The organism is Thermorudis peleae (genome assembly GCF_000744775.1).
Taxonomy (GTDB): domain Bacteria; phylum Chloroflexota; class Chloroflexia; order Thermomicrobiales; family Thermomicrobiaceae; genus Thermorudis; species Thermorudis peleae.
The window spans coordinates 211,964-235,101 of the sequence record NZ_JQMP01000004.1; the positions used below are offsets into that span (position 1 = coordinate 211,964).

Annotated in this window: 18 protein-coding genes and 1 tRNA gene; 11 read left to right on the forward strand and 8 right to left on the reverse strand. The window is 68.0% G+C overall.

What is annotated here, in order from left to right; genetic code table 11:
* Positions 1–6: 6 nt before the first annotated feature.
* The 6 genes from N675_RS10875 (at position 7) to N675_RS10900 (ending at position 6,449) form a co-directional block, all read left to right on the forward strand.
* Positions 7–1,056, forward strand: coding sequence for a zinc-dependent alcohol dehydrogenase (locus tag N675_RS10875; protein ID WP_038039927.1), 1,050 nt, complete (start codon positions 7–9; stop codon positions 1,054–1,056).
* Between the two features lie 24 nt (positions 1,057–1,080).
* Positions 1,081–2,235: a mandelate racemase/muconate lactonizing enzyme family protein gene (locus N675_RS10880; protein WP_038039929.1), complete on the forward strand. Its 1,155-nt coding sequence runs from the start codon at positions 1,081–1,083 to the stop codon at positions 2,233–2,235.
* Positions 2,236–2,250: 15 nt separating this feature from the next.
* Entirely contained in the window at positions 2,251–3,096 is an 846-nt protein-coding gene (locus N675_RS10885) for an MBL fold metallo-hydrolase (RefSeq protein WP_051914655.1), read from the forward strand.
* The gene (locus tag N675_RS10890; protein WP_081887067.1) at positions 3,093–4,124 is read left to right on the forward strand and encodes an ABC transporter permease; all 1,032 of its coding nucleotides are present in this window, start codon (positions 3,093–3,095) and stop codon (positions 4,122–4,124) included. The genes N675_RS10885 and N675_RS10890 overlap by 4 nt, the downstream gene beginning before the upstream one ends.
* A gap of 84 nt (positions 4,125–4,208) precedes the next feature.
* Positions 4,209–5,141 carry a U32 family peptidase gene (locus N675_RS10895; RefSeq protein WP_038039931.1) on the forward strand — a complete coding sequence of 311 codons (933 nt, stop codon included), beginning with the start codon at positions 4,209–4,211 and terminating at the stop codon, positions 5,139–5,141.
* Positions 5,142–5,216: 75 nt separating this feature from the next.
* A complete protein-coding gene (locus tag N675_RS10900; RefSeq protein ID WP_038039933.1) occupies positions 5,217–6,449 on the forward strand; it encodes a Zn-dependent hydrolase in 1,233 nt (410 codons plus the stop codon).
* A 25-nt stretch (positions 6,450–6,474) separates the two neighbouring features.
* Here the strand turns inward: N675_RS10900 and N675_RS10905 are convergent, their stop codons facing one another.
* The 6 genes from N675_RS10905 to gmd all read right to left on the reverse strand — a co-directional run bounded on the left by N675_RS10905 (position 6,475) and on the right by gmd (position 12,361).
* Positions 6,475–7,401 carry an ABC transporter permease gene (locus N675_RS10905; RefSeq protein WP_038039934.1) on the reverse strand — a complete coding sequence of 309 codons (927 nt, stop codon included), beginning with the start codon at positions 7,399–7,401 and terminating at the stop codon, positions 6,475–6,477.
* Positions 7,402–7,412: 11 nt separating this feature from the next.
* Positions 7,413–8,549 (reverse strand): ABC transporter permease, encoded by a 1,137-nt coding sequence (locus N675_RS10910; RefSeq protein WP_051914656.1) that lies wholly within the window; start codon positions 8,547–8,549, stop codon positions 7,413–7,415.
* 1 nt (position 8,550) lies between these two features.
* A complete protein-coding gene (locus N675_RS13765) occupies positions 8,551–9,243 on the reverse strand; it encodes an ATP-binding cassette domain-containing protein (protein ID WP_081887069.1) in 693 nt (230 codons plus the stop codon).
* Positions 9,198–10,118 (reverse strand): ATP-binding cassette domain-containing protein, encoded by a 921-nt coding sequence (locus tag N675_RS13770; protein ID WP_051914658.1) that lies wholly within the window; start codon positions 10,116–10,118, stop codon positions 9,198–9,200. The genes N675_RS13765 and N675_RS13770 overlap by 46 nt, the downstream gene beginning before the upstream one ends.
* Positions 10,119–10,148: 30 nt before the next feature.
* Positions 10,149–11,240: a BMP family protein gene (locus N675_RS10920; protein WP_038039935.1), complete on the reverse strand. Its 1,092-nt coding sequence runs from the start codon at positions 11,238–11,240 to the stop codon at positions 10,149–10,151.
* Between the two features lie 119 nt (positions 11,241–11,359).
* Positions 11,360–12,361 (reverse strand): GDP-mannose 4,6-dehydratase, encoded by a 1,002-nt coding sequence (gene gmd / locus N675_RS10925; protein ID WP_038039936.1) that lies wholly within the window; start codon positions 12,359–12,361, stop codon positions 11,360–11,362.
* A 326-nt stretch (positions 12,362–12,687) separates the two neighbouring features.
* On the opposite strand from gmd, the gene N675_RS10930 reads away from it, so the two are divergent.
* The 5 genes from N675_RS10930 to N675_RS14380 all read left to right on the forward strand — a co-directional run bounded on the left by N675_RS10930 (position 12,688) and on the right by N675_RS14380 (position 19,738).
* Positions 12,688–13,107, forward strand: coding sequence for a DUF2203 domain-containing protein (locus N675_RS10930; RefSeq protein WP_038039938.1), 420 nt, complete (start codon positions 12,688–12,690; stop codon positions 13,105–13,107).
* A gap of 946 nt (positions 13,108–14,053) precedes the next feature.
* The gene (locus N675_RS13785; RefSeq protein WP_156100877.1) at positions 14,054–17,338 is read left to right on the forward strand and encodes a hypothetical protein; all 3,285 of its coding nucleotides are present in this window, start codon (positions 14,054–14,056) and stop codon (positions 17,336–17,338) included.
* Between the two features lie 388 nt (positions 17,339–17,726).
* Positions 17,727–18,590: a hypothetical protein gene (locus N675_RS10950; RefSeq protein WP_156100878.1), complete on the forward strand. Its 864-nt coding sequence runs from the start codon at positions 17,727–17,729 to the stop codon at positions 18,588–18,590.
* Between the two features lie 336 nt (positions 18,591–18,926).
* Complete coding sequence (locus N675_RS14375) at positions 18,927–19,325, forward strand: hypothetical protein (RefSeq protein ID WP_156100879.1); 399 nt, start codon at positions 18,927–18,929, stop codon at positions 19,323–19,325.
* 95 nt (positions 19,326–19,420) lie between these two features.
* Positions 19,421–19,738: a hypothetical protein gene (locus N675_RS14380; protein WP_156100880.1), complete on the forward strand. Its 318-nt coding sequence runs from the start codon at positions 19,421–19,423 to the stop codon at positions 19,736–19,738.
* Between the two features lie 133 nt (positions 19,739–19,871).
* Here N675_RS14380 and N675_RS10960 read toward each other — a convergent pair.
* Together N675_RS10960 and ade are read right to left on the reverse strand one after the other, a co-directional pair.
* Positions 19,872–19,942, reverse strand: a tRNA-Cys gene (locus N675_RS10960).
* 1,458 nt (positions 19,943–21,400) lie between these two features.
* On the reverse strand, positions 21,401–23,110 hold the full coding sequence (gene ade / locus N675_RS10970) for an adenine deaminase (RefSeq protein ID WP_051914662.1): 1,710 nt from the start codon (positions 23,108–23,110) through the stop codon (positions 21,401–21,403).
* Positions 23,111–23,138: the final 28 nt, after the last annotated feature.

Genomic DNA, 23,138 nt, shown 5'->3' on the forward strand with positions numbered 1-23,138 from the left:
TCATGCATGCGCGCAGCAGTGATTGTTGAACCGGGCCGGATCGCGATTGAGGAACGGCCAATACCACAGCCTGGGCCGGGCGAGGTGCTCGTCCGCTCAGCGGCTGTCGGTATCTGCGGCACTGACGTTGAACTCTTCGAAGGGCGTCATCCGCCGGAATACTGTCGCTACCCGCTGGTGCCGGGTCATGAGTGGGCAGGGACGGTCGTGGCGCTGGGACCCGGCGTCCAGCATGTTGCGGTGGGGGATCATGTTGCCGTCGAAGGCTTCGTGGCGTGTGGCACCTGCCGCAATTGCCGCCGCGGGCTGACAGACTTGTGTGAACGCGGCTACGATGAACTTGGCTTTACCCGACCGGGCGGCGCAGCCGAATACGTGGTCGTCCCGGCGCGCCAACTCCATCGCTTGCCGCCTGAGGCCGCGCTTGACGAGGCGCCGTTGCTTGAGCCGAGCGCCGTCGTGGTCCATAGCTTCTTGCGCGCGCACCCTGAGCCAGGCGACCTTGTTGTTGTCATCGGCGACGGGACGATCGGCTTGTTGGCAGTGCAGGTGGCACGGCTCTACAGTCCGCGGGCGATTGTGCTCGTTGGCCGGCATCCGGAACGACTAGCAACGGGGCGCGAGCTGGGGGCGACAGAGACGATCAATGCCCGCGACGGCGACCCGGTCATGGCGTTCCAGCAGCGTACAGGCGAGCGTGGAGCGGACTTCGTCTTTGAAGGCGCGGGACGGGCTGACGCCGTCGAACAGGCGTTCGCGTTCGCTCGGCGCGGCGGCACCGTCGCGTTAACCGGAGCAGCAGGGGCCGGCGCGCAGTTGACGATCCCGAGCGATCTCTTCGTCTTCAAGCACCTGACGGTGGTCGGCACGTTTGGCGCGAGCACGGTGGCGTGGGAGCAGGCAGTCGCGCTCTTCAGCGCTGGGCTGCTGCGCTTGCGTCCACTGATCAGCCACCGGTTTCCGCTCGCCGACTACGCGACAGCGCTCGACACGCTGCGGACACGGCAGCCGGGCGTGATCAAGGTGTTGGTGGAGCACGATGGGGTGCGTGCCTAGGGAGTACGGAAGGAGACGAGTGGCGTGAAGATCGTCGATGTCAAGACATACGTGATGGGGACGGCCTGGCGCAACCTGACGTTCGTGCATGTCATCACCGATGAGGGGATTACCGGTGTCGGCGAGGTGCGGATGCTGAACCACACCGACGCCCTGCTCGGCTATTTTGCGGAAGCAGTCCCGAACCATGTGCTCGGCACCGACCCGTTCAATGTCGAGGATCTGGTACACCGGATGCTGCGCAACGACTACGCCCGGCCCGACTACGTGATCATGTCCGGCATTGCCGCGATCGAGATTGCCTGCTGGGACATCATGGGCAAGGCGCTGAACCAGCCGGTCTACAAGCTGCTCGGCGGCGCAGTGCGGGACAAGATCAAGGCGTACGCTAACGGCTGGTACACCGTGGAGCGGACGCCCGAGGCCTTCGCCGAGGCAGCGCGCAAAGTGCTGGAACGCGGTTACCGGGCGCTCAAGCTCGACCCGTTCGGCCATGGGTTCTACGAACTTGAGCGTGAGGAAAAGCGTCGCGTGGTAGCAATCGTCGAGGCGGTGCGCGATGCCGTTGGCCCGGAGGTCGAAATCCTCATCGAGATGCATGGCCGCTTTAACCCGGCGACAGCGATCGAGATGGCGCACCTGCTCGAGCCCTACGCGCCGTCGTGGATCGAAGAGCCGGTGCCGCCCGAGAACCTGGCCGCGCTCAAGAAAGTGGCCGAGCGTGTGACGATTCCGGTGGCCACCGGCGAGCGCATCCATACCCGCTTCGACTTCCGGGAGATCTTCGAGCGGCAGGCGGCCGATATTATCCAGCCAGACATCACCCATATCGGCGGGCTGCTCGAGACGAAGAAGATTGCCGCGTGGGCCGACGCCTACTACATCCTCGTTGCACCGCACAACGTGTGCGGGCCGGTCGGCACCGCAGCCAACTTGCACTTCGCCGCCTCGACGACCAACTTCAAGATTCAAGAGCACTTCAACGACTTCGCCGAAGCGCACGTGAAGGCGGCTGCGCCGGGCAACCCCGAAGTCGTCGACGGCTACTTCCCGTTGCCGCAGGGGCCGGGACTGGGCGTCGAACTCGACCTCGACGTGATCCAAGCTCACCCACGGCGGCGCATCTTCTTCAACCTCTTCGCCGAGAACTGGCACCGGCGCCAGGCGACGGTCGAGTAGCCCAGGAGGCGCATCATGACCGTTGTCGAGCACCTCCGCCAGCTCCAGCCTGCGCCGTCGAGCGTGCTTCTGTGGTGGTTCGGGCAAGAGAGCGTCGCGCTCAAGGGGCAGCAGACAGTCGTGCTGGTTAACCCGTTCTTTTCGGCGCATCCTCAGCGCCTGGTGCCGCCGCCAGCGCCCCCGGACGCGTTCGACTGCGTCGACCTCGTGCTGATTACCCACGAGCACCTCGATCACTTTGACCCGCCGAGTTGCCACGGGATCGCGACGGCATCGCCACAGGCACAGTTTGTCTGCCCTGAGCCGATCGTTGCGCAACTCCGCGCTGCTGGCGTGCCGGCCGGGCGGGTGCACGGGGCGCGACCCGGTATGTCGCTGACGGTGAACGGCGTCCGCATCTGGCCGGTTGCCGCCAAGCACGGCATCCACGCAGCCGACGCGTACGGCTTTGGCGCGGGGCCGGACGGTGTTCCACGGTTCCTGGGCTACGTCATCGAGCTTGAGGGCGTCCGCATCTACCACGCCGGGGACACGATCCCTTACGACGGCATGGTTGAGGCGCTGCGGGCGCTCTCGCCAGACCTTGCCCTGCTGCCGATCAATGGCCGCGACTATTTCCGTGAGCAGCAGGACATCGTGGGGAACTTGACGGTGCGCGAGGCAGCACAGCTGGCAGCGGCCATCGGCGTGCAGGCGCTTGTGCCGTTGCACTACGATCTCTTCGCCTCGAACCAGGCTGACCCTGGCCACCTCGTCTCGTACGCCCGCCAGTATGACCTGCCGTTCACCGTCATTGTGCCCCCACACCACCAGCCATTCTGCTTTCGGCCAGTCCGCACGGGAGAGGAGCAACGGCGATGAAGGCAAGCGAACGCTCATCGCCAGACGTGGCGACGAACCAGCCGGCTCACGCGCTTACCCTGCAGGCACCGCTGCAGCGGGTGACGCAGTGGGCATCGCGCTTTCGTGAGCTCAACATCCTGATCGCCCTGCTGGTACTCTGCGCCTTCCTGTCGCTGACCTCGCCGGTCTTCCTGACGACCGGGAACCTCTTCGGCGTTGCCCGGGCGTTCTCGTTAACGGCGATCGTGGCGATCGGCCAGACGTTTGTGATCTTAACCGGCGGCATTGACCTGTCAGTCGGTTCCGTGCTCGCCCTCGCCGGGCTGTCAGCCGGCATGCTCCTCCAGCGCGGCATGCCGTTGCCAATCGCGGCCCTGGCTGGACTGGCCGTCGGCGTCGTGTTCGGCCTCGCCAACGGGCTCATGATCACGCGGATCGGCCTGCCGCCTTTCATCGCAACGCTCGGCACGCTGAGCATTGGGCGCGGGCTGGTCTACGTCATCACCAAGGGCTATCCGGTCACCGTGCCCGAGGACGCGCATGCGTTCATCTGGCTAGGGCAGGGCTACGTGTGGATTGTGCCGGTGCCGGTCATCATCATGGTGCTGCTGACGATCGTAGGCGCGTTTGTCCTTGGGGCGACGATGTTCGGGCGCTACGTCTACGCTGTTGGCGGTAACCGCGAGGCGGCGCGGCTGGCTGGCATCCCGGTGCGACTCGTTGAGCTGAGCGTCTACGTGATCAGCGGGGCACTGGCCGCGCTCGCCGGGCTGATCCTGGTCGCCCGGCTGGTTTCGGCGCAGCCGTCGGCCGGACTCGGCTTTGAGCTGCCGGTCATCGCCGCGTCGATCATCGGTGGCACCAGCTTGATGGGCGGCGAGGGGACCGTCCTGGGTGCCGTCCTCGGCGCGGCGATCATGGGCGTCCTCGAAAACGGCATGGTACTGCTCGGTGTCAGCACGTACGCGCAACAAGCCGTGACCGGCGCGGTGATCATCCTCGCGGTGATGCTCGACATCTGGCAGAAGCGTCGTCGCGGTGCCTGAACGCAGCGCCTGACAGCACGCTCCCGCCGTCCTGCCAGATCGGGCGGGAGCATGCGCATGTGGAGAGAGGAACAGGGAAGGGTTATGGAGCGGACACGGGCATTTCTTGAGCGGCTCGGCTTGCCAGCCGGCGACCTCCATCAGCTGCCGACGAGCCCCAAGCGGTTTCCAGACGGCGCGCAGTACCGCGTCGAGATCCCCAGCACCGAAGGCCCACGGGCGCTGGCCGCGATCATTGAAGAAGCCCAGCGGTATGGCATCACCATCCATCGGGTATCGCAGGGCAGCGGCGTCTTCCTGCTGACCGATGACGAGATTCGCGAGATGGCGCGGCTTGCGGCCGAGCAGCGCATGGAGGTGAGCCTCTTTGCCCGGCCGAACGCGGCCTGGGATATCAGCGCCATGGCCCGCTCCGCGAACGGCGGGGTGATCGCACACCGGTTGCGGGGGCAGGAGCAACTCGTCCACTGCCTGGAAGACGTCCGCCACGCGGCCGAGCTCGGCATCCGCAGCGTGCTCCTGGCTGACGAAGGGGCGCTGTGGGTGGCCGCCGAGATGCGTCGGGCTGGCGAGCTGCCGCCGGATTTCCAGTTCAAGATCAGCGTGATGATGGGATCGGCCAACCCGGCTGCGATCAAGCTGATGGAGCAACTCGGCGCCAACACCTACAACGTCCCGACGGACCTCACCCTGGCGCAGCTCGCCGCGATCCGGGCAGCGGTCGATATCCCGCTCGACATCTATGTCGAAGCGCCAGACGACATCGGCGGCTTTGTCCGGCTCTACGACATTGCCGAGATTGTCCGGGTTGCCGCGCCAGTCTACATCAAATTCGGCCTGCGCAATGCCCCGAATATCTACCCGTCAGGACGGCACCTGGAGGACGTTGCCGTGCAGCTCTCCCGCGAGCGGGTGCGGCGGGCTGCGCTCGGCCTGGAGCTCCTCCACCGCTACTACCCTGACGCCGTCGGCTCAGCGCCGGGTGCGCCGGGGCTGGCTATTCCTGTCGTCTCGTAACGCGCCGCTGGCAACCACGCTCGCGTGACCCGCGGCCATCCCGTATCATGCCGGGAGAACGAGGGGAGGCGAGGCGTGCGGATCAACAGCGCGCGGTTGCAGGCGAGTCTCGAGACGATGGCTCAGATCGGGCGGACAGCGGGCGGCGGCGTGACGCGGCTTGCGCTCAGTGATGAGGACAAGGCCGCCCGTGACCTGCTTGCCCGCTGGCTGGCAGAAGCCGGCCTCACGGTGCAGGTCGACGACTTCGGGAATATGCTGGCGCGCCGCCCGGGCAGCGATCCGGCAGCCGCGCCCGTGCGCCTCGGCTCGCACCTCGACACGGTTCGCCAGGGCGGCCGCTTCGACGGCGCGCTGGGCGTGCTGGCCGCGCTCGAAGTCGTGCGCACGCTCAACGACGCGGGCGCCGTCACGCGTCGTCCCATCGAGATCGTCAACTGGACGAACGAGGAAGGCGCACGGTTCGAGCCAGCGATGCTCGGCAGTGGCGCGGCCACCGGACGGTTCACCAAGGCGTTCGTCTACGGCCGCGCTGACCGCGAAGGGCGCACGTTTGGCGATGAACTCGTGCGGATCGGCTACTGCGGTGATCCGGCGCAGCGTCCCGGGCCAGCCCATGCCTATCTCGAGCTGCATATTGAACAAGGGCCGGTGCTCGAGGAGGCTGGCGTGCCCGTCGGCGTCGTCGAAGGGATTATCGGCATCACCTGGTGCCAGGTCATCGTCGAGGGGCAGAGCGCACACGCGGGGACGATGCCACTGGCTCGCCGGCGCGATGCCCTGCAGGCCGCCGCGCACCTCGTGCTTGCCGCACGGGAGCTGGCGCGGCAGGCCGGGCCGGACGCCCGGGCGACGGTGGGGCGCTTCGTCGTCGAGCCGAACGTCACCAATGTCATCCCCGGGCGCGTCAGCTTTAGCGTCGACTTCCGGCACCCGGAGGCCGCGCTGCTTGACCGGCTGGTGGAGCAGTTGCACGCGCGAGCCGAGCAGGTTGCGGCAGCCGAGGGCGTGCGCATCAGCATCGAGCGGTTCTGGACGAGCGAGCCGACGCCGTTTGACCCGGCGGTGAAAGAGACAATCGAAGCGGCGGTGCGGGAGCTTGGCATGCCGTTTCAGCGGCTATGGTCGGGCGCGGGGCACGACGCCAAGTACATGCAGGACTGCTGCCCGAGCGGCATGATCTTTGTCCGCAGTCAGGGTGGGCTGAGCCACTGCGAGCAGGAAGCCAGCACGCCCGAGGACATCGCCGCCGGCGCCAACGTCCTCCTCGCCGCCACCCTCCGCCTCGCCGAACTCGTCTCCCGCTAAGGCCGTCTGCGGCAGCGGCAGGCTGCTAGCTGCGCTGCTCCCGGTCGTAGGGCTTCATCAGCGCGGCCGGTGCCTGGGCGCCGCGGTAGGCCCGCAGCGCGACAATGATAACGAAGAGGTAGGGGATCATCAGCAAGAACTGGGGCGGCACGTGGGGTAACCGCAGGGTGAGGCTGTACTGCAGGGCCTCGACGTAGCCGAAGAGGACGGCACCGAGCAGAACCCCAAACGGCGTCCAGCGGCCGAAGATCACGAGCATCAGGGCGATCCAGCCGCGGCCGCCGACCATGAGGTCGGTGTACGTTCCTGTGAGCAGCAAGGGCAGCAACGCGCCACCCGCGCCGATCAGGGCGCTGCCGACCAGCACGCTGCCGTAGCGGAACGCGAAGACGGGGATGCCGTGGCTTTCAGCCGCCAGCGGGTTCTCGCCACACGCACGCAGCCGCAAGCCGAAGGGCGTGTGGAAGAGCACCACGTGGACGAGCACGACGAGCGCAAGCGCGACGTAGACCGGGATGGGCAACCGGCCAAGCCAGCTCACGAGCCCGGGGCCGTGGGTCGCCCACGCGCCATACGTCGTGACCTTGGGCGTGAGTGTCCGCACGCCGATGACCAGCCGATAGAGCAACGAGGACAAGCCGACCGAGAAGACGAAGAGCGCAAGCCCAACGGTCAGCTGCGACGCCCGCAAGCTGACGCAGCACACCGCCAGCACGAGCCCCACCAGTGCGGTCGTGGCCATCGCCACGAGCACGCCAACGCCGTTGCTCTGCGCACGGTAGGCAGCGAGGAAGCCCGCAGACGCCCCGAGCAGCATCATGCCTTCGATGGCGACGTTTAAGACACCCGAGCGCTCAATGAGCACCTCGCCGAGGCTCGCGAGCAACACCGGCGCAGCGACCACGAGGGTGAGCCGGAACAGGCTTGGATCGACGAAGAGCGACCAGTCCATCACCACTCCCCTCAGACGACGAAGCGTGCCCGCCGCGCGCGCACGGCTTCCATGACCAGCACCACGAGTACGGCAAGGCCTTGAATCATCAGCACGGCGCTGGCGGGCAACCCAGCGGTGCGCTGCAGCGAATCAGAGGCCGCAACCAGCACCGCGAAGAGGAACGTCGCCGGGATGAGCCAGAGCGGGTGGTTGCGCCCCAGCACCGCGACCAGGATCGCGATGATGCCGTAGTTCGGTGAGAGGCCCACCAGCAAGCGGTGGTACACGCCCAGCACTTCGATCGCACCAGCAAGCCCGGCCAACGCGCCACCGACGCAGAAGGCCGTGATCTGGATCCGCGCGAGTGCGATGCCGGCAAAGCGCGCCGCCCGCGGATTCCCGCCGACACTCCGCACCTCCAGGCCGAAGACGGTGCGAGAGAGGAACCACGCGAGCGCGACCGCGAGCAGCACGGCAAGCACGATACCGCTGTGCCCGCCACCGCTTGGCAACAGCAAGGGCAGGGCCGCGCGGAACGGCAATGGCCGCGTGATCGCCTCACCGGCTATGGGATCGTTCCACGGCCCGGTGCAGAGATATTCAACAAGGTAGAGCGCGACGAAGTTGAGCATGACCGTGGTGAAGATTTCGTTGACCCCCCAGCGGATGCGGAGGAGCACCGCCGGCGCGCTGAAGAGCGCTCCGCCGAGGCCGCCAGCGAGCAGCAGGAGCGGGACGAGCAGGATGGCGGGCAGGGCAGTGCCGAGGAGAAACCCGAGGCCGGTCGTGAGGATCGCCCCGGCGTAGAGTTGCCCATCCATGCCAATGTTGAACAGGCCGACGTGATAGGCCAGGGAAAAGGCCAGTGCTGCGAGCAGCAACGGCGTCATGCGGTTGAGCGTCTGGGCGAGCCCCGCGGTGGTCAGCAACGAGTCACGGAGCGCGGTCGTCAGCGCGCGCTCCGGGCTCGCGCCGGCAAGCACGGTGACAACGGCGAGGCCGACGAGCACGACCAGCAGAGCGCCGAGGTAGGCGGCGAGCACCCACACCCACGACGATGCCGCCAGGCCACGGCCGGTCGGCGTGGCCACCGCCGCGCTCGGGGGCTCGGTCGGCTGTTCGGGAGAAGCGCCAGTCACCTGGGCTGAGGGCTCGGGCACCGTCACCTTACGCCTCCGTTCCGGCCTGGCCCACGCTCGCCGCATGCTGGCCGAGCATGGCCGCGCCAAGCTGATAGCGATCATAAGGCGGGCCAGTGAAGACGCCCGCGATGCTGCCGCGATAGAGCACGAGGATGCGCGTGCAGAGGGCCATCAGCTCATCGAGGTCTTCGGAGAGCAGCAGCACGCCCCCGCCCTGCTGGGCAACGCTGCGGAGATAGGCATGCACCTGAGCGGTCGCACGCACGTCGAGGCCGCGCGCCGGGTTGGCCGCGATGAGCACCGGGCGCGGGCGCCGTCGCACGGCCAGCGCGCTGCGGGCGAGCACGACTTTCTGAATGTTGCCGCCGGAAAGATAGCTCACCGGCACATCCGGATGCGGCGCGCGGATCGCAAATTCGCGGATCGCGTCTCGCGCAAGCTGCCGGCCAACCTGCGGGCGAAGTCGCCACGGCGAGAAGACATCGCGGTGCAAGCCCAACACGAGGTTCTCCCACAGCCGAAGCGCTGGCACAATGCCGTCCCGCAGCCGGTCTTGCGGGACAAGCACGAGCCCAGCACGCAGCCGTTCCGCCGGCGAGGCCCGGGTGACGTCGCGGCCGTGCACCACCACGCGCCCGCGCTCGATCGGCCGCACCCCGACCACGGCCTCGATCAGCTCGGTCTGGCCGTTGCCAGCGACTCCTGCAACACCGACGATCTCCCCGGCCGCGACCGTGAACTGGAGGCGGGAGAGGGCAACGGCGCCCCCTCCTGCCGGGTCGTGACCTCGTCAACCCGGAGCACGGTCACGGGCTCGGCACGCGAGCCGTCGGGCAGGCTGGCGGTCGGAGCGGCCGGGACAGCCTCAGGCGCGGCCCCGCCCATCAACTGCTGGATGAGGACGTCATCGCGCGCCTCAGCCCGTGGCACAACGCTGATCACCTGCCCGTTGCGCATCACCGCGAGCCGGTGAGCCAGGCGCAGCGCTTCGCTGAGCTTGTGCGTGATCAGGACGATGGTGATGCCGCGCTGGGCAAGCCCCTCGAGCATGCGGAAGAGCGTGTCGGTCTCTTGGGGCGTCAAGAACGTCGTCGGCTCGTCCAGGATGATGAGCCGTGCGTGCCGGTAGAGCACCGCGCCGATCTCGACCCGCTGCTGCAACGCCACGGGGAGGTCAGCGACGCGCGTCGTGAGCGCAACGTGGATGCCCAGGTCATCGGCAAGGCGCTCGACGTCGTCAGCGGGGGCAAGGAGCGGCACCCAGCGGCGACGGCGCGGCCGCGCGAGGACGATGTTGTCGCGCACGGTCATGTTGTGCATCAGCTCGGGGTGCTGGTGCACCAGCGCGATGCCGTAGCGCAGGGCGTCGCGGGGTGAGCCGAAGCGGACGGGGCGCCCATCGACCAGGATGTCGCCGCGGTCGGGATGGTACAGGCCAGCGATGACGGAGACGAGCGAGGTCTTGCCGGCCCCGTTTTCCCCGAGGATGACGAGGATCTCGCCGGGGTAGATGGCGAGGCTCGCGCCAGCGAGTGCCGTGACGGCGCCGAACCGCTTCCAGATGTCACGCACTTCGACGATCGGCGTGCTCACTGCGCGCTCCTGTCGCGTGAGGCCGGCCCGCTACTTGGGCAACTGTAGCACTTCCGGCACCTGAATCTGCTTGCTGGCCACCTTCTGGAAGATGTCCTGCACTTTCGCGGCCACGTCCGGCGAGACGTTGTGGATCGGCGAGAGCGACATGCCGTTGCCCGGACGCATCTCCTCGTAGCCGCTGCGCTTGCCAGCCAGGATGTTCTTGACCACGTTCGCATAGGGCGTCGAGAAGTCGGTCAGCAGCGACGCCGCCATGTTCTGCGGCGCCTGGTTGTATTTGTCGGTGTAGTACGTGGTGATGAGCACCGGCTTGCCCTTGACCGCCTCGATGACGCCCTGCGCGCCGAGGTTGACGACCATGATGATGAAATCGACGCCGTCGTTGACCTGAGCTTCTGCCGCCTGGCGCGCTTTCACCGGGTCGTTCTGGTCGCCGACGAACGTGTAGACCACCGTCGCCTTCGGGTTGTTCTCCTGTACCGCTTGCTTGATGGCGTTGATCGCGGCGATGAAGTCCGGTAGCTGGACGCCGAGCACGATGCCGATCTTGTTCGACTTGGTGGCCAGTGCCCCGAGCGCCCCGAGCGCGTAAAACCCCTCGAAGAAGCGGCGGCCGATGTTCCAGACGTTGGGCGGCAGGTTCTGGGCTGGCCCGGCCGATTCCATGATGAACGTGACGTTCGGGAACTGGGGCGCCAGGCTCTGCACCGTCGTCACAAACTGGCCGCCGTGGAAGGCGATGATCGTGTAGCCGTCGTTGATGAAGCCGCGGGCAACGCGTTCAGCATCGGCCGGCGCAACCCGCTCCTGGTACGCGACATCGATGCCGAGCGTGCGGTGGAGGTCTTGCAGCGCTTGATAGCCGACGAAGTTGTAGTCGGCGTCTTCAATCGTCCCGGGCATGATCATCGCGAGCCGGGCGGTGCCGCCCTTGGCCGTCGGCGTGGTGCCCGCACTGGCGGCCGTCGGCGAGGCAGCCGCTGCCCCACTCGCCGCTGACGTGGCAGTCGCGGCAGGCCGCTGGCCACTGGTTGGCGTTGGGGTGGCCGCGCCACCGCCACACGCAGAAACCAGAACGGCGAAGAGCGTGAGGAGTATCACCCAGGTGCGCGCCTTCATTCCCCTCCTCCATCTCCGAGAGCAACCCATCGTGCTGGGTGAGGCTAGCACTGCCGTGGTGACGGTGTCAAGCCCTGCAACGAATCGGCAGGGACGACGCGCACTGGCGGCCGAGGATGCTAGAGCCGGGCGCCAATCATGCCGGGTGGGGGGCTATCGCCGCGCAGGAGGCGGATATCGGCATCCACCATCAGCTCGATCATCTCCTCGAAACTGACAGTCGGCTCCCAGCCGAGCATCGCCCGCGCCTTGCTGGCATCGCCGACGAGAAGGTCGACTTCGGCCGGACGGAACAGCGCTGGGTCGACGACGACGTAGTCGCGCCAGTCCAGGCCAACGCAGCCAAAAGCAATTTCGCACAGCCGCCGCACTGAGTGGGTGCGCCCGGTGGCGATGACGAAGTCGTCAGGCTGGTCTTGCTGGAGCATCAGCCACATGGCGCGGACGTAGTCGGGCGCGTAGCCCCAGTCGCGCTGGGCATCGAGGTTGCCCAGGCGCAGCTCGTTGGCCAGGCCCAGCTTGATTTTGGCGACGCCGTGCGTCACCTTGCGGGTGACGAACTCGAGCCCGCGCCGGGGCGATTCGTGGTTGAAGAGGATGCCCGAGACCGCGAACAGGCCGTAGCTCTCCCGGTAGTTCACCGTGATGTAGTGGCCGTAGACTTTGCTGACGCCATAGGGGGAACGGGGGTAGAAGGGCGTGGTCTCCCGCTGCGGCACCTCGCGCACTTTGCCAAACATTTCTGACGAACTCGCCTGGTAGAACTTGGCATCAGGCTTGACCAGCCGGATGGCTTCGAGCATGCGCGTGACGCCGAGGGCCGTGAACTCGCCGGTCAGCACTGGCTGCTGCCACGACGTCGGCACGAACGACTGTGCCGCAAGGTTGTAGACCTCATCCGGCTGATAGCGCTGCAGAATGTCGATAAGCGACAACTGATCGAGCAGGTCGCCCTGTACCAGCTCAATCTTGTCGAGGAGGTGAGCGATGCGCCCGACCGTCTCCGTGCTGGTGCGCCGCTGCATCCCGACGACGCGGTAGCCCTGTGCCAGCAAGAACTCTGCGAGGTACGAACCGTCCTGCCCGGTGATGCCGGTAATCAACGCCGTTTTCTGTGCCATACCCGCTCCCGCGTCTCCTCGCCCCACGGCATGCAGCGCCCTCCAGCCGCCAAACGGCCCGCCGGAGGGCTGGGCTCAGTGTACTTGAGCCGGGGCGTGGCGGGTAGAGCGGCCGCCAGCGCACACCCGGACCACGCCGTGGCAGAACACGGGGCAGGCCACACCGCAGCACGGCACCGGCGCGGCGCCGAACCCCGCGTACGGACTCAGGCAAGCCGGGAGCCGCGTGGCCGGGCGCAGCCCCCGGCGAGGATGCCGAACGGCGTTGACGAACAGCGGCGGGGCGTGCCACACTCCAGGCAAGATGCGCTGGTGAGGAGTGCGTGATGACGGCAGACGAGACGCGCGAGCCACGCCGCTACTTCACCGTGGAGGAGGCACGAGCCTTAGTGCCCCGGCTCCGTGGACTGCTGATTGCGCTGCAGACGGAGAAGCGGCAACTGGATGCGGCAGCGCAGGAGGCGTTGCAGCTGCAATGGAAAGCGCACGGCAACGGCCATCTCCCGGAGCTGGTGCATCGGGATATCGAACTGTACCAGCTGATCCAATCAATCCGGCAAAAAATCCGGGCGATCCACGAACTCGGCGTCGAGATCAAAGACCTCGACCTCGGACTCGTCGACTTCCCGAGTCTGCGCGAGGGGCGCACCGTCTACCTGTGCTGGAAAGTCGACGAGCCGACGGTGCAGTATTGGCACGAGCTGGACGCGGGCTTCCAGGGCCGCCAGCCCCTCGACGAGCCGTGAGCCGAACGGCGCAACCCACGCCCGCACCCCGCCCCGTCACCATGCGTGTAGTACCGTCATAACCGCCCGCCGCCGCGGCCAGCCCCGCCGGTTCGCAGCGACCGCCCCAGCCCCGGGCGCACGCGCCCACGCCCGGCTGTCGCGCCCAGCACGCGCCCCCACGCCCCACGCCCGCCCCCACTCCTCGGCTCCACCGCACCACCCCCTCTCGTTCCATTCAGCATGTTATGTCAAAACATTAGCTTGCATTCCCCTCGAACACCTGCTACACTCCGAACAGGAACGGGAAGACGGTGGGGACACCCGGGGAACAACCTCTCCCTTCCCACGACCACCCCGCAGCCCGCTTCCCGTCCCCTCCGGCCCCACCCCACCCCGCGCCCCAGCCGGAGTCGCCGTGCAGCAGAAGGGGCCGAGCGCGCCCCAGCTCGGCCCCCACCACGAAAGGATCCCGGGAATGCCCCCCGGATACCCTTCAGTATACTCCACCACCGCTCCCCTGGCAGCCTCCGCCCTCCTCGCCGCCCTGACCTGCCCCAACCCCCGCTGCCCCTGCCACCGCACCGCCCAGCGCGGCTCCGGCCGCACCCACTGCCCCGCCCACGACGACCAGCACCCCAGCCTCAGCCTCACCCTCCAAGGCGACCACCTGCTGGTCCACTGCCACGCCGGCTGCCCCCAGGCCGCCGTCCTCGCCGCCCTGCGCGCCCGCGGCCTCTGGCCCGCCACCCCCGCCACGCCCTCCAGATCGGGCCGCAACCCAGGGGGCAATGCCCCGGCTGCGTCAGCTGCCAGCGGTGTGGCTGCCCTGGCAAGCAGCGGTGCTGCCAGCGGTGCTGCGCCGGCGGCCCCGGCGGGGGGCAGCGGTGCTGCCAGCGGTGCTGCGCCGACCGCGCCGGTGGCGCCGCCGGTGGGGGGCAGTGCCCCAGCCGAGCAGGAGGCCGGCGTGGTCACCCGCTACCTGGTGCGTGATGCCACCGGCCAGCTCGTCGCCGTCCACTGCCGCCGCGACACCCCCACCGGCAAGCGCCTCTGGTGGGAAACCCCCGACGGCGCCCCCGGCCTCGCCGGTCGCCCCACCACCGCCCTCCCCCTCTACGGCATCGACCAGCTCGGCCCCAGCCCCTTCGCCATCCTCTGCGAGGGCGAAAAGGCCACCGACGCCCTCCGCCAGCACGGCCTGCCCGCCGTCGGCACCGTCACCGGCGCCAGCGCCACCCCCAGCGACGCCGCCCTCGCCCCCCTCCGCGACCGCACCGTCTACCTCTGGCCCGACCACGACCCCGTCGGCCACGACCACATGGCCCGCATCGCCGCCCGGCTCCACGCCCTCGGCTGCTCCGCCATCCGGCAGATCCGCTGGCCCGACGCCCCACCCGGCGGGGATGCCGCCGACTACCTGGCCGCAGGACACACCCGCGCCGACGTGGAACAGCTGCTCGCCACCGCCGCGCCCTGGCCGCTGCCGGATCCTACAGTTGAGCCGAACGAGCCGCCTGTTCCGCCAATCCCACCAACCATCACCGCCGACGCCGCCGACGCCGGACCTGCCGACGAGCACGCCCGTGCGTCCCACGCGACACACCTCGTGCGCATCGGCCGCACAGCCGAACTCTGGCATGCGCCAGACGGCACCGCCTGGGCCACCATCCCCGTCAACGACCACCACGAGCACTGGCCGATCCGCTCCCGCCACTTCCGCGAGTGGCTCGCCCGCCAGTTCTACCTCCAGACCGGCCGGGCCGCGAGCGCGCAGTCCCTCCAGGACGCCACCACGATCCTCGAAGCCGACGCCAAGTTCACCGGTGCCGAACACCCTGTCTTTGTGCGCATCGCCGAACACGACGGCGCCGTCTACCTCGACCTGGCCGATGCCCACTGGCGAGCCGTCGAGATCACCGCGGATGGCTGGCGCGTGGTGCCGGCGCCGCCGGTGAAGTTTCGCCGGGCGCGCGGCATGGAGCCGTTGCCCGAACCCGTGCCCGGCGGCTCGCTCGAACTCCTGCGCCCCTTCCTCAACGTCGCCGCGACAGACTGGCCGCTCGTCCTCGGCTGGCTGGTCATGGCCTTCGCCCCACGCGGGCCCTACCCCGTCCTGGCCCTGGGCGGCGAGCAGGGCTCCGGCAAGACCACGACCGCCCGCGTCCTGCGCCGGCTGGTCGACCCCAACCAGGCCGATGTGCGCGCCGAGCCACGCGACACCCGCGACCTGGCCATCACGGCACACAATAGCTGGATCATCTGTCTGGATAACGCCAGCCGCTTCGCGCAATGGCTCTCTGACGCCCTCTGCCGCCTCGCAACCGGCGCTGGCTTCGCCGCCCGCGAGCTCTACTCCGACAACGAAGAGACCATCCTGGTCGCCCAACGGCCAATTCTCATCACCGCCGTCGTCGACGTCGTCACTGCGCCCGATCTGCTCGACCGTTCAGTTCAGGTAACGTGCCCGGTCATCAGCGATGCGGAGCGTGAGCCCGAGGCCGCGTTCTGGTCAGCGTTTGAGGCGGCGCGGCCGCTGATCCTCGGCGCACTCTGCGACGCCGTCAGCCGGGCCGTGCGCACCCGCGAGCAGGTCACGCTCAGCTGGCTGCCGCGCATGGCCGACTTCGCCATCTGGGCCACCGCCGCACTCGGCCCAGAGAGCGGCTTCCTCGAACGGTACCAGGACAACCGTGCGGGCGCCGCCGGTACCGCACTCGAGTTCTCGCCGGTGTCGCAAGCCGTGCTTGCGTTCATGGAGCGCCGCGTGTCCTGGTCGGGCACGGCGCAGTGCCTGCTCGACGCGCTCAACGCCGACGCCGACGAGGAGACACAACGCACCCGTGCCCGACTGCGCGCCTGGCCCAAGACCGCGGCCGGCCTCTCGAGCGAGCTGCGCCGGCAGTCCCCAGCCCTGCGCGCCAGCGGCCTCGCCGTCACCTGGACACGCGCTCGCGACAAACGAGGCACACGCACCATCACCCTCGAATGGGTGCGCGCCACTTCGCCAGACACGACCGGCACACCCGGCACCGCCAGCGCCCGCCAGCCCGCCCAATCGCACAGCCATTCGCCAGCGGAGGCGCATACACGGCCAGCCTGGCAGACGCCCTGGCCTTCTGACGCGTCTGACGCACCCACCGTCATTTCTGACGCACCCACCCTCACCGAGCGTCAGAAGCACTTTGCCCATCAGGACAAGGAAATCCAGCTCCCCCTCGGAGTTTCTGACGCTCCTGACGCTCCTTTGCACGACGTTTCTGGTGTGCATCACCCCGCAGGAGTCAGCACCATCCCGGCGGCTTCAGCCTCCTCACGTACACACGAGCAGGACGGCCGCCCTCGCGACCCCGCATCCACGCTGACGTCAGCCCCCTCGCGCACATGCGAGCAGGATAACCGCCGCCTCGACCCCGCGTTCGCCCTCCATACAGCCCCCTCGAGCACACACGGGCAGCCCGGTGCGCACCCGACCAGCGCCACAGCCACGCCCCAGCCCCTGCGTCCTTCTGACACGTCTGACGCTCCCCCAGCCATTTCTGACGCTCATGCCCCAGGGGATCGTCAGAAGCACTTTCCGCATGCCGACGCGGATCTTCCCGTGGCTTCTGACGCTTCTGACGCTTCTGACGCTCGTTTGCAGGACTTTTCTGGTCTTCAGCACCAGCAGGTCGACACGCCGTCCACGCCGCCTGCCCCCGGTAGAGGCACCCCGGCTCCGCGCACGCACGACAGCAGCACCGGCACCTTCGCCCACACGGCCCGCCAGCTGCCGTCTCGATCAGGTGATGCGGTAGTAGCATCCGATTATTCAGCGTTACTCAATACATCTGATACGGCAGTATCGTACGGCCAGCAGCGCCCGTTCAGTACACACGACGTCGCACCCGCACGTGATGCTGCGCCTGCCCATAATCGCACGCTGCCCGGCGCTCCCGCCCAGCCGGCTGCCGGTCACGCGGCCACACCGGCCCACCCACCAGCCGCTGCCGCACCACCGCCTGATACGCCAGTGCCGCAGCCTGGCACGCCCGCGCCCGCCACGGCTGCCGGAGCGCCGCGACCGGATGGTCCTGCCGCCGCGCACGACACGCTGGAGCACCGGCGGCCGCGGCGGTGTGTGGTCTGCGGCGTGCGCTACGTCGTTGCGTTCGTACCGGAGAAGCCGGAATGGGTGCGCTTCCGCTGTGCCTGCCAGGATGGCCGCTGGCGCTGGTGCCGCGTCCATGACCGCGCCCTCTGGGAGCACTGAGGGGGATGCCGGCAGTCCAGCGACAGCCTGGGACAAAGAAGCGGAGGCGCCGGGCGGATTCGAACCGCTGAGCAGCGTCATCCGGTATGGGGATCCAGGACATCGAGCGGGCTCCGGCCGAGCCAGCCCTGGCGACGAACAGACTCGAACATGGCGTGCAGCAGCGCAGAGACGAACCGGCGCAGCTACGCCACCATGGCCTGGCCATGCCAGGAGCAGAGCAGCGGACAACGGGGGCAGAGCCTGCAGGAAGGTTGGCGCTGTTGGCAGCGTAGCTGCTCAGGTGATATTCTGTTAGGCACCATCGTCTTCAGCTTAAGGGCAAGGAGGGCAAATGCGTGGATGGCAACTCCGAAGCGACAGGCGACTTTGGAGAGCGCTCGCCCTCATGAGTCTACTCACCCTGCCCCTTGCCCTCACTCCTGGACCAGCCCGCGCCAGCGCTAAGCCGCCGACAAGTTGGAGCTTCTACGTTGACGGGAATAACCCTTCGCTCCTTGACAGCCTCGGGTGTAACCAGGCCAATCACGACAGGACCTATAGCGCCCACAGTATGGTAATCCTTGACTTCGGCGGGCTCAATCCAGACGGGACACAACACAAGCTCTTTAATGGCGTATGGTATCCCCAAAGCACCATTGTCAACCTTGCCGAGAGCTTCATCAACGGCTATACCAGGTGCAATCCCGGAAACGGCTCCTTGATCCTCGTAGTCGGCACGAACAACTCGCTTTACTTCAACGCGACGAACGGCACGGCATTTGCCAACACAGTCAAGAGCGTGAGCAACTATGCCACGGCGGTCACCACAAAGGTCATGGTCTGGGGCGGTGCCGATATCGAAACGTGGAGTAGATTCGACGTTTACTCCAATCAAGTGTACGACTGGTACAGCGGCTACAGCAGCACTGGGGGACCGCTTTATGTCGACTATGGCAGTGCTGACGGCTGTGATCAAACCAACTGGGTATGTTATGCAGCGAATAACTCGAACTTCAACAAAGGAGATTACTACAACTTCGCTTGGGGGTGGACGCTTGCCGAGGGTACACCGGAGGTCTACTATGAGGTCAATGCGAGTCAGTGGTATTGGATCGAGCAGGCAACCCGGCCAATGTATTTGGAAGGTCCGCTGAATACTACACAAGGGCTTACCAGCGACCAAGCCTGGCAGGACTTGAATGCGTATTTCCCGTCGATCTCGTATTCGCTCTGTATTAAATTCGCCAGCCAGTCGACCAATTGTCCGTAGACTGGCTCATGGAAGCTGCTCAGATAGGGGGCACTGATGAAGTCGATCATTGGAGGGCTCGTCGGGCTGGTGTTGCTGGCCGCGCTCACCCTTGGCGTGGTGCTGGCGTGGCCCAGGCCGGCGAGCAGGTCAGCGGCGCCGCTCGGAGCGGCTGCCTCCCCCACCGCGCTAGCCCCAACGCCGACCATGACGGCCCCGCAGGGCGCGGCCGCTCTGCCGACAGTAACCGCTCCGACGCCGACTCCCGACGGACGTCCCCCGAAGATCCCGTTCCCCCACACGGCGCCTACCCCGTGGGCCCGACCAACCTGCACGCCGGAGCAGGCAGCCGGGAAGGTGGCGGGCCCTGAGGGCGGATGTCGCATCGAAGGGATCACTGGGCCAACCAACGGCGCTCCGCTCCCCGACACCGTCAACGGCTTCTTCGTCGATCAGAACGCCTATGCGGGCCGCTGGCATGATCGGTACATTGGGGTCTACGCGGGCTGCGTGAGCACGACGGTGACCACGCCGTCCAACCCGCCGAGCGGACCGTGTGATTACGCCGCCGTCGTCCTCACGAGTGCTGCCGATGACACCGGCACCGATTTCCGGATTGACGGGGTTTTCCGGGTGCCCAACGGCGACAAGCAGTGGGTCACGGTCGTGGGGGTTGCCGGGGATATCGTGACGCTTGAGCGCGAGAACGGCACGCGGCTGACGTTCAACCTCAGCACACACGCCTTCGCGTCCTGACGGCGCTGCCCCGAGCGAAGCACAGGCAGCCCGACCGGGCGCGTGATCAGCTGGGAAATTTCGCACGCACGGTCGTCCGCGCGCAAGCCAGACTGATGAGCAACCGGCAAGCGCCTGGACGGCGTCATGCTCGCCTCCAGGCCTGGGGCAAGCGAACCGGCCTGGCCCAACACGGACGAACCGAGACGGCATCATGCCCGCCTCCCGGCCCAGCGGTGTGGGGGGATCGTGTCACGAGTCTGGGCCTGGTGCTGTTCCCCGTCGCATTCGGCTGCCAGCGTGCGCGTGCAGACGACACCCAGCGTGGACGCCCGGTACCGGGAGTCGCGGATACCGGCGGGGAGCGTGAACGCTTTCGGAGGGAGCGGATCGGCCGTCGGCCAGGGATTGACGGCGCGGGCGAGCGTCTATGAGCTCCGGCTGCCGGACAGTACCAGAGGAGCAGCGTCTCGGCCACCGGTGGTGCGGCGCCGGGATACAGCACGCTCAGCTGAGGGCTGATCCCAGATCGTAGCGGTTGCTGCCGGGCCTGAGACAAAGAAGCGGAGGCGCCGGGCGGATTCGAACCGCCGATCGGAGTTTTGCAGACTCCTGCCTTGCCACTTGGCTACGGCGCCCCACTGCGCGATCCGTGGTGAGTATACCAGAATCCGCCGCCCACACGCAGCGCCCGCCGCTCCCCGACAGGCCACGCAGCCAGCACGCGCACGCGCCGGGAAGCAGCGAGGCCGCGCTCACCACGCTCCAGCACGCCGCGCAGCCAGCGCCAGCGCCCCACGCCGTGCCGCCCCTCCCCGCTTGCCGGGGGCGCAGCCGGTGGCAGCGGAGACGACGCGTCACGCCCGCCCCAGCCCATAGCAGCCGCTTCACTTCCCCCCTGCCCGGTATGCAGCCGCTGCTTCGCTCACCCCCTGCCCCAGCCCATAGCAGCCGCTTTGCCCACACGTGGCCCAGCATGCAGCAGCCGCGTCGTCTCTGCCCTGGCCCCGTCAACAGCACAGGCTGACGCGCCCTGCTGCCGGGCTGCAGGCACCCACGCGCCGGTACACCACGCCGCGACACCCAGCCCGGCGCAGGCGACACGGCCTTGCTCACGGCGAACGCGGGCAAAGCGGGCAGACTCCCCTCGCCCCGCACACTGCCCGAACATGCATGGCTGACACCTGAGCCGAGCGTATGGCACGATCCGAAATGCACGGGGAGCTGTCCTGAGCGAACGGCATCACCAGAAAAGTCCTGCAAAGGAGCGTCAGAAGCGTCAGAAACTCGGGGGTGGCGTGTCATGTTCCGCATCAGGAAGCCGAAAATGCTTCTGACGCTCCTCACCGTCAGGGGCGTCAGAAACGCGTCAGAAGTGCGTCAGCAGGGCGTCAAAAACAGGGGGCGTGTCAGGCGCGTCGGTCGGGCAGCTGCCCGGCCAGCCGTGTGGCAGACGTGGCAGCGATCCGCGGGGGTGTCAGACCGGGTCGGGTGCGGGGCGGTGCACCAGCAGGCGGGCGGCACAGCCGGCGCAGCCGGTGCGTGTCGCGGGCAGGCGGGCTGGACGGCGCAGCCGCTGGACGTGGTGGCAGGCCCGCGAGACGCCTGGCATGATGAACACCAGAAAAGTCCTGCAAAGGAGCGTCAGAAGCGTCAGAAGCGTCAGAAACCACGGAAACATCCGCGTCGGCATGCGGAAAACGCTTCTGACGCTCCCTTGGCGCACGAGCGTCAGACGAGCGTCAGAACCACCACGAGCGCGTCAGACGGACGTCCCGTCATTGTGCACCGGCGGCACGTCACGCCTGCAGTTGTTGTGCTCGGGCCCAGGCCAAGTACGTGCGGGAAGATGAAGACCAGAAAAGTGCTGCAAAGGAGCGTCAGAAGCGTCAGAAACTGTAGGTGGCAGGGTGAAAATGCTTGTCTGCATGCGGAAAATGCTTCTGACGCTCCCCTGGCGCACGAGCGTCAGAAAGTGCGTCAGAAACAGCACGGGAGCGTCAGAAGGGGAATGCGTGCGGCACACACGCGCAGCTGGCGTGCGACTGGCACCCGGCTGGGGCAGGCAGCGGCCGTGTGCCCACGCAGGGCCGGCGCTAGGCGAGGAGCACGAGTCCGCGGTCGGTCACGCGCGCTTCGGGGATGACCGACAGCGCCATGAAGGAGAGGAGGCCAAATGGCGCTGGGGCCGTGCAGCCAAGCGCGCGCGCCGCCTGCTCCACGGCTTCGTACTGCGCCGCCACCACCTCAAGCGGCTCCGGCGAGAGGATCCCGGCCACCGGCAGCGCGAGCTGGGCCAGCACCTGCCCATCGGCCACAGCCGCCAGCCCGCCCTGCATCGCCGCGACCGCCTCGACGGCCGCCACGATGTCCCGGTCGTCGACGCCCACGGCTACGATGTTGTGGGCGTCGTGCGCAATCGAGGAGGCCAGCGCGCCACGTTGCAGTCCAAAGCCGGTCACGAGTCCCACGCCGACGCGCCCCGTCGCGTGATGCCGCTCGACGACGACCAGCTTGAGCAGGTCGCGGGACGGGTCGGCCACGACAGCGCCGTCACGCACGGTCGGCTGCACCGGCACTTTCCGGGTCACGATCTGCCCGGGGATTGCCCCCACCGCCACCATCTCGGCCGCGGCTGGCAGGCGCAGCTGGTCGGGCGAGAGGGGGGCGATGTGGACGGTGTTCCGTAATGCGTCGGGGATCGGCGCGTGTGTCTGGAACGTCGGCCGGCCATCTTCGGCGACGACCTGGCCGCGGTAGAGCACGAGCCGCGGGCGGATCTCGTCGAGGCGGTCGAAGGCGACGAGGTTGGCCCAGTATCCCGGCGCGACCATGCCAAAGCCGTCCAGCCCCCAGTGCTCGGCGGTGTTGAGCGTGGCCAGGCGAATCGCCCGCACAGGCTCGAGCCCCGCGCTGATTGCCTTGCGCAGCACGGCGTCGAGGTGGCCGTCGTGCAGCAGCGTCGCGCAGTCGCGGTCGTCGCTGGCAAAGCAGCACTGGGGGTAGGTGGCGTCGGTGACGAGGGGCAGCAGTTCGAGCAGGTTGTGCTCGGTCGAGCCCTCCCGGATCATGACGCGCAGCCCGCGGCGGAGCTTCTCGCGCGCCTCCTCGAGCCGGGTGGACTCGTGGTCAGAGGCCATGCCGGAGGCGATGTAGGCGTTGAGGTCGCGTCCGCTCAGGCCTGGGGCGTGGCCGTCGCGGCGGCGTGCGGGCAAGCGCAACTTGGCGTAGACGTCGGGGTCGCCGCCGAGCACGCCGGGGAAGTTCATCATCTCGCCGAGGGCAACGGCGGCCGGCTCCGCGAGCAGCGTGGCGATCTCCTGCGGCGGGAGTTCCGCGCCGGGGCTTTCCATCGGGCTGGCGGGCACGCAGGAGGGCACGGTGAAGAAGACGCCCAGCGGCAGCCCCTGCGCCGCCTCCATCAGCGCCCGCACGCCGGCTGCGCCTGCGACGTTAGCGATCTCGTGCGGGTCGGTGACGACGGCGCCGGTGCCGTGGGGCACGACCGCGCGCGCAAACTGGTCGATCCAGAGCAGCGAGCTCTCGACATGGACATGGCCGTCGATGAACGACGGCGCGAGGTAGTCGCCTGCCAGGTCGATCTCGCGTTCGCCTTCGTCGTAGTCGCCGACGCCGACGATGCGGCCGAAGGCGATGGCGACGTTCGCCTGTTCGATCTCGCCGCTCGCGACGTTGACCACGCGGGCATTGCGGAGCAGCAGGTCGGCCGGGGCGTGCCCGCGCGCAACTGCGAGCAGCCGCCGCCACTGCTCCACCGTCAGGTCACTGATCCCGAGGCCTGCCATTGTCCACCTCGCTTTCTGTTCCGGTGTG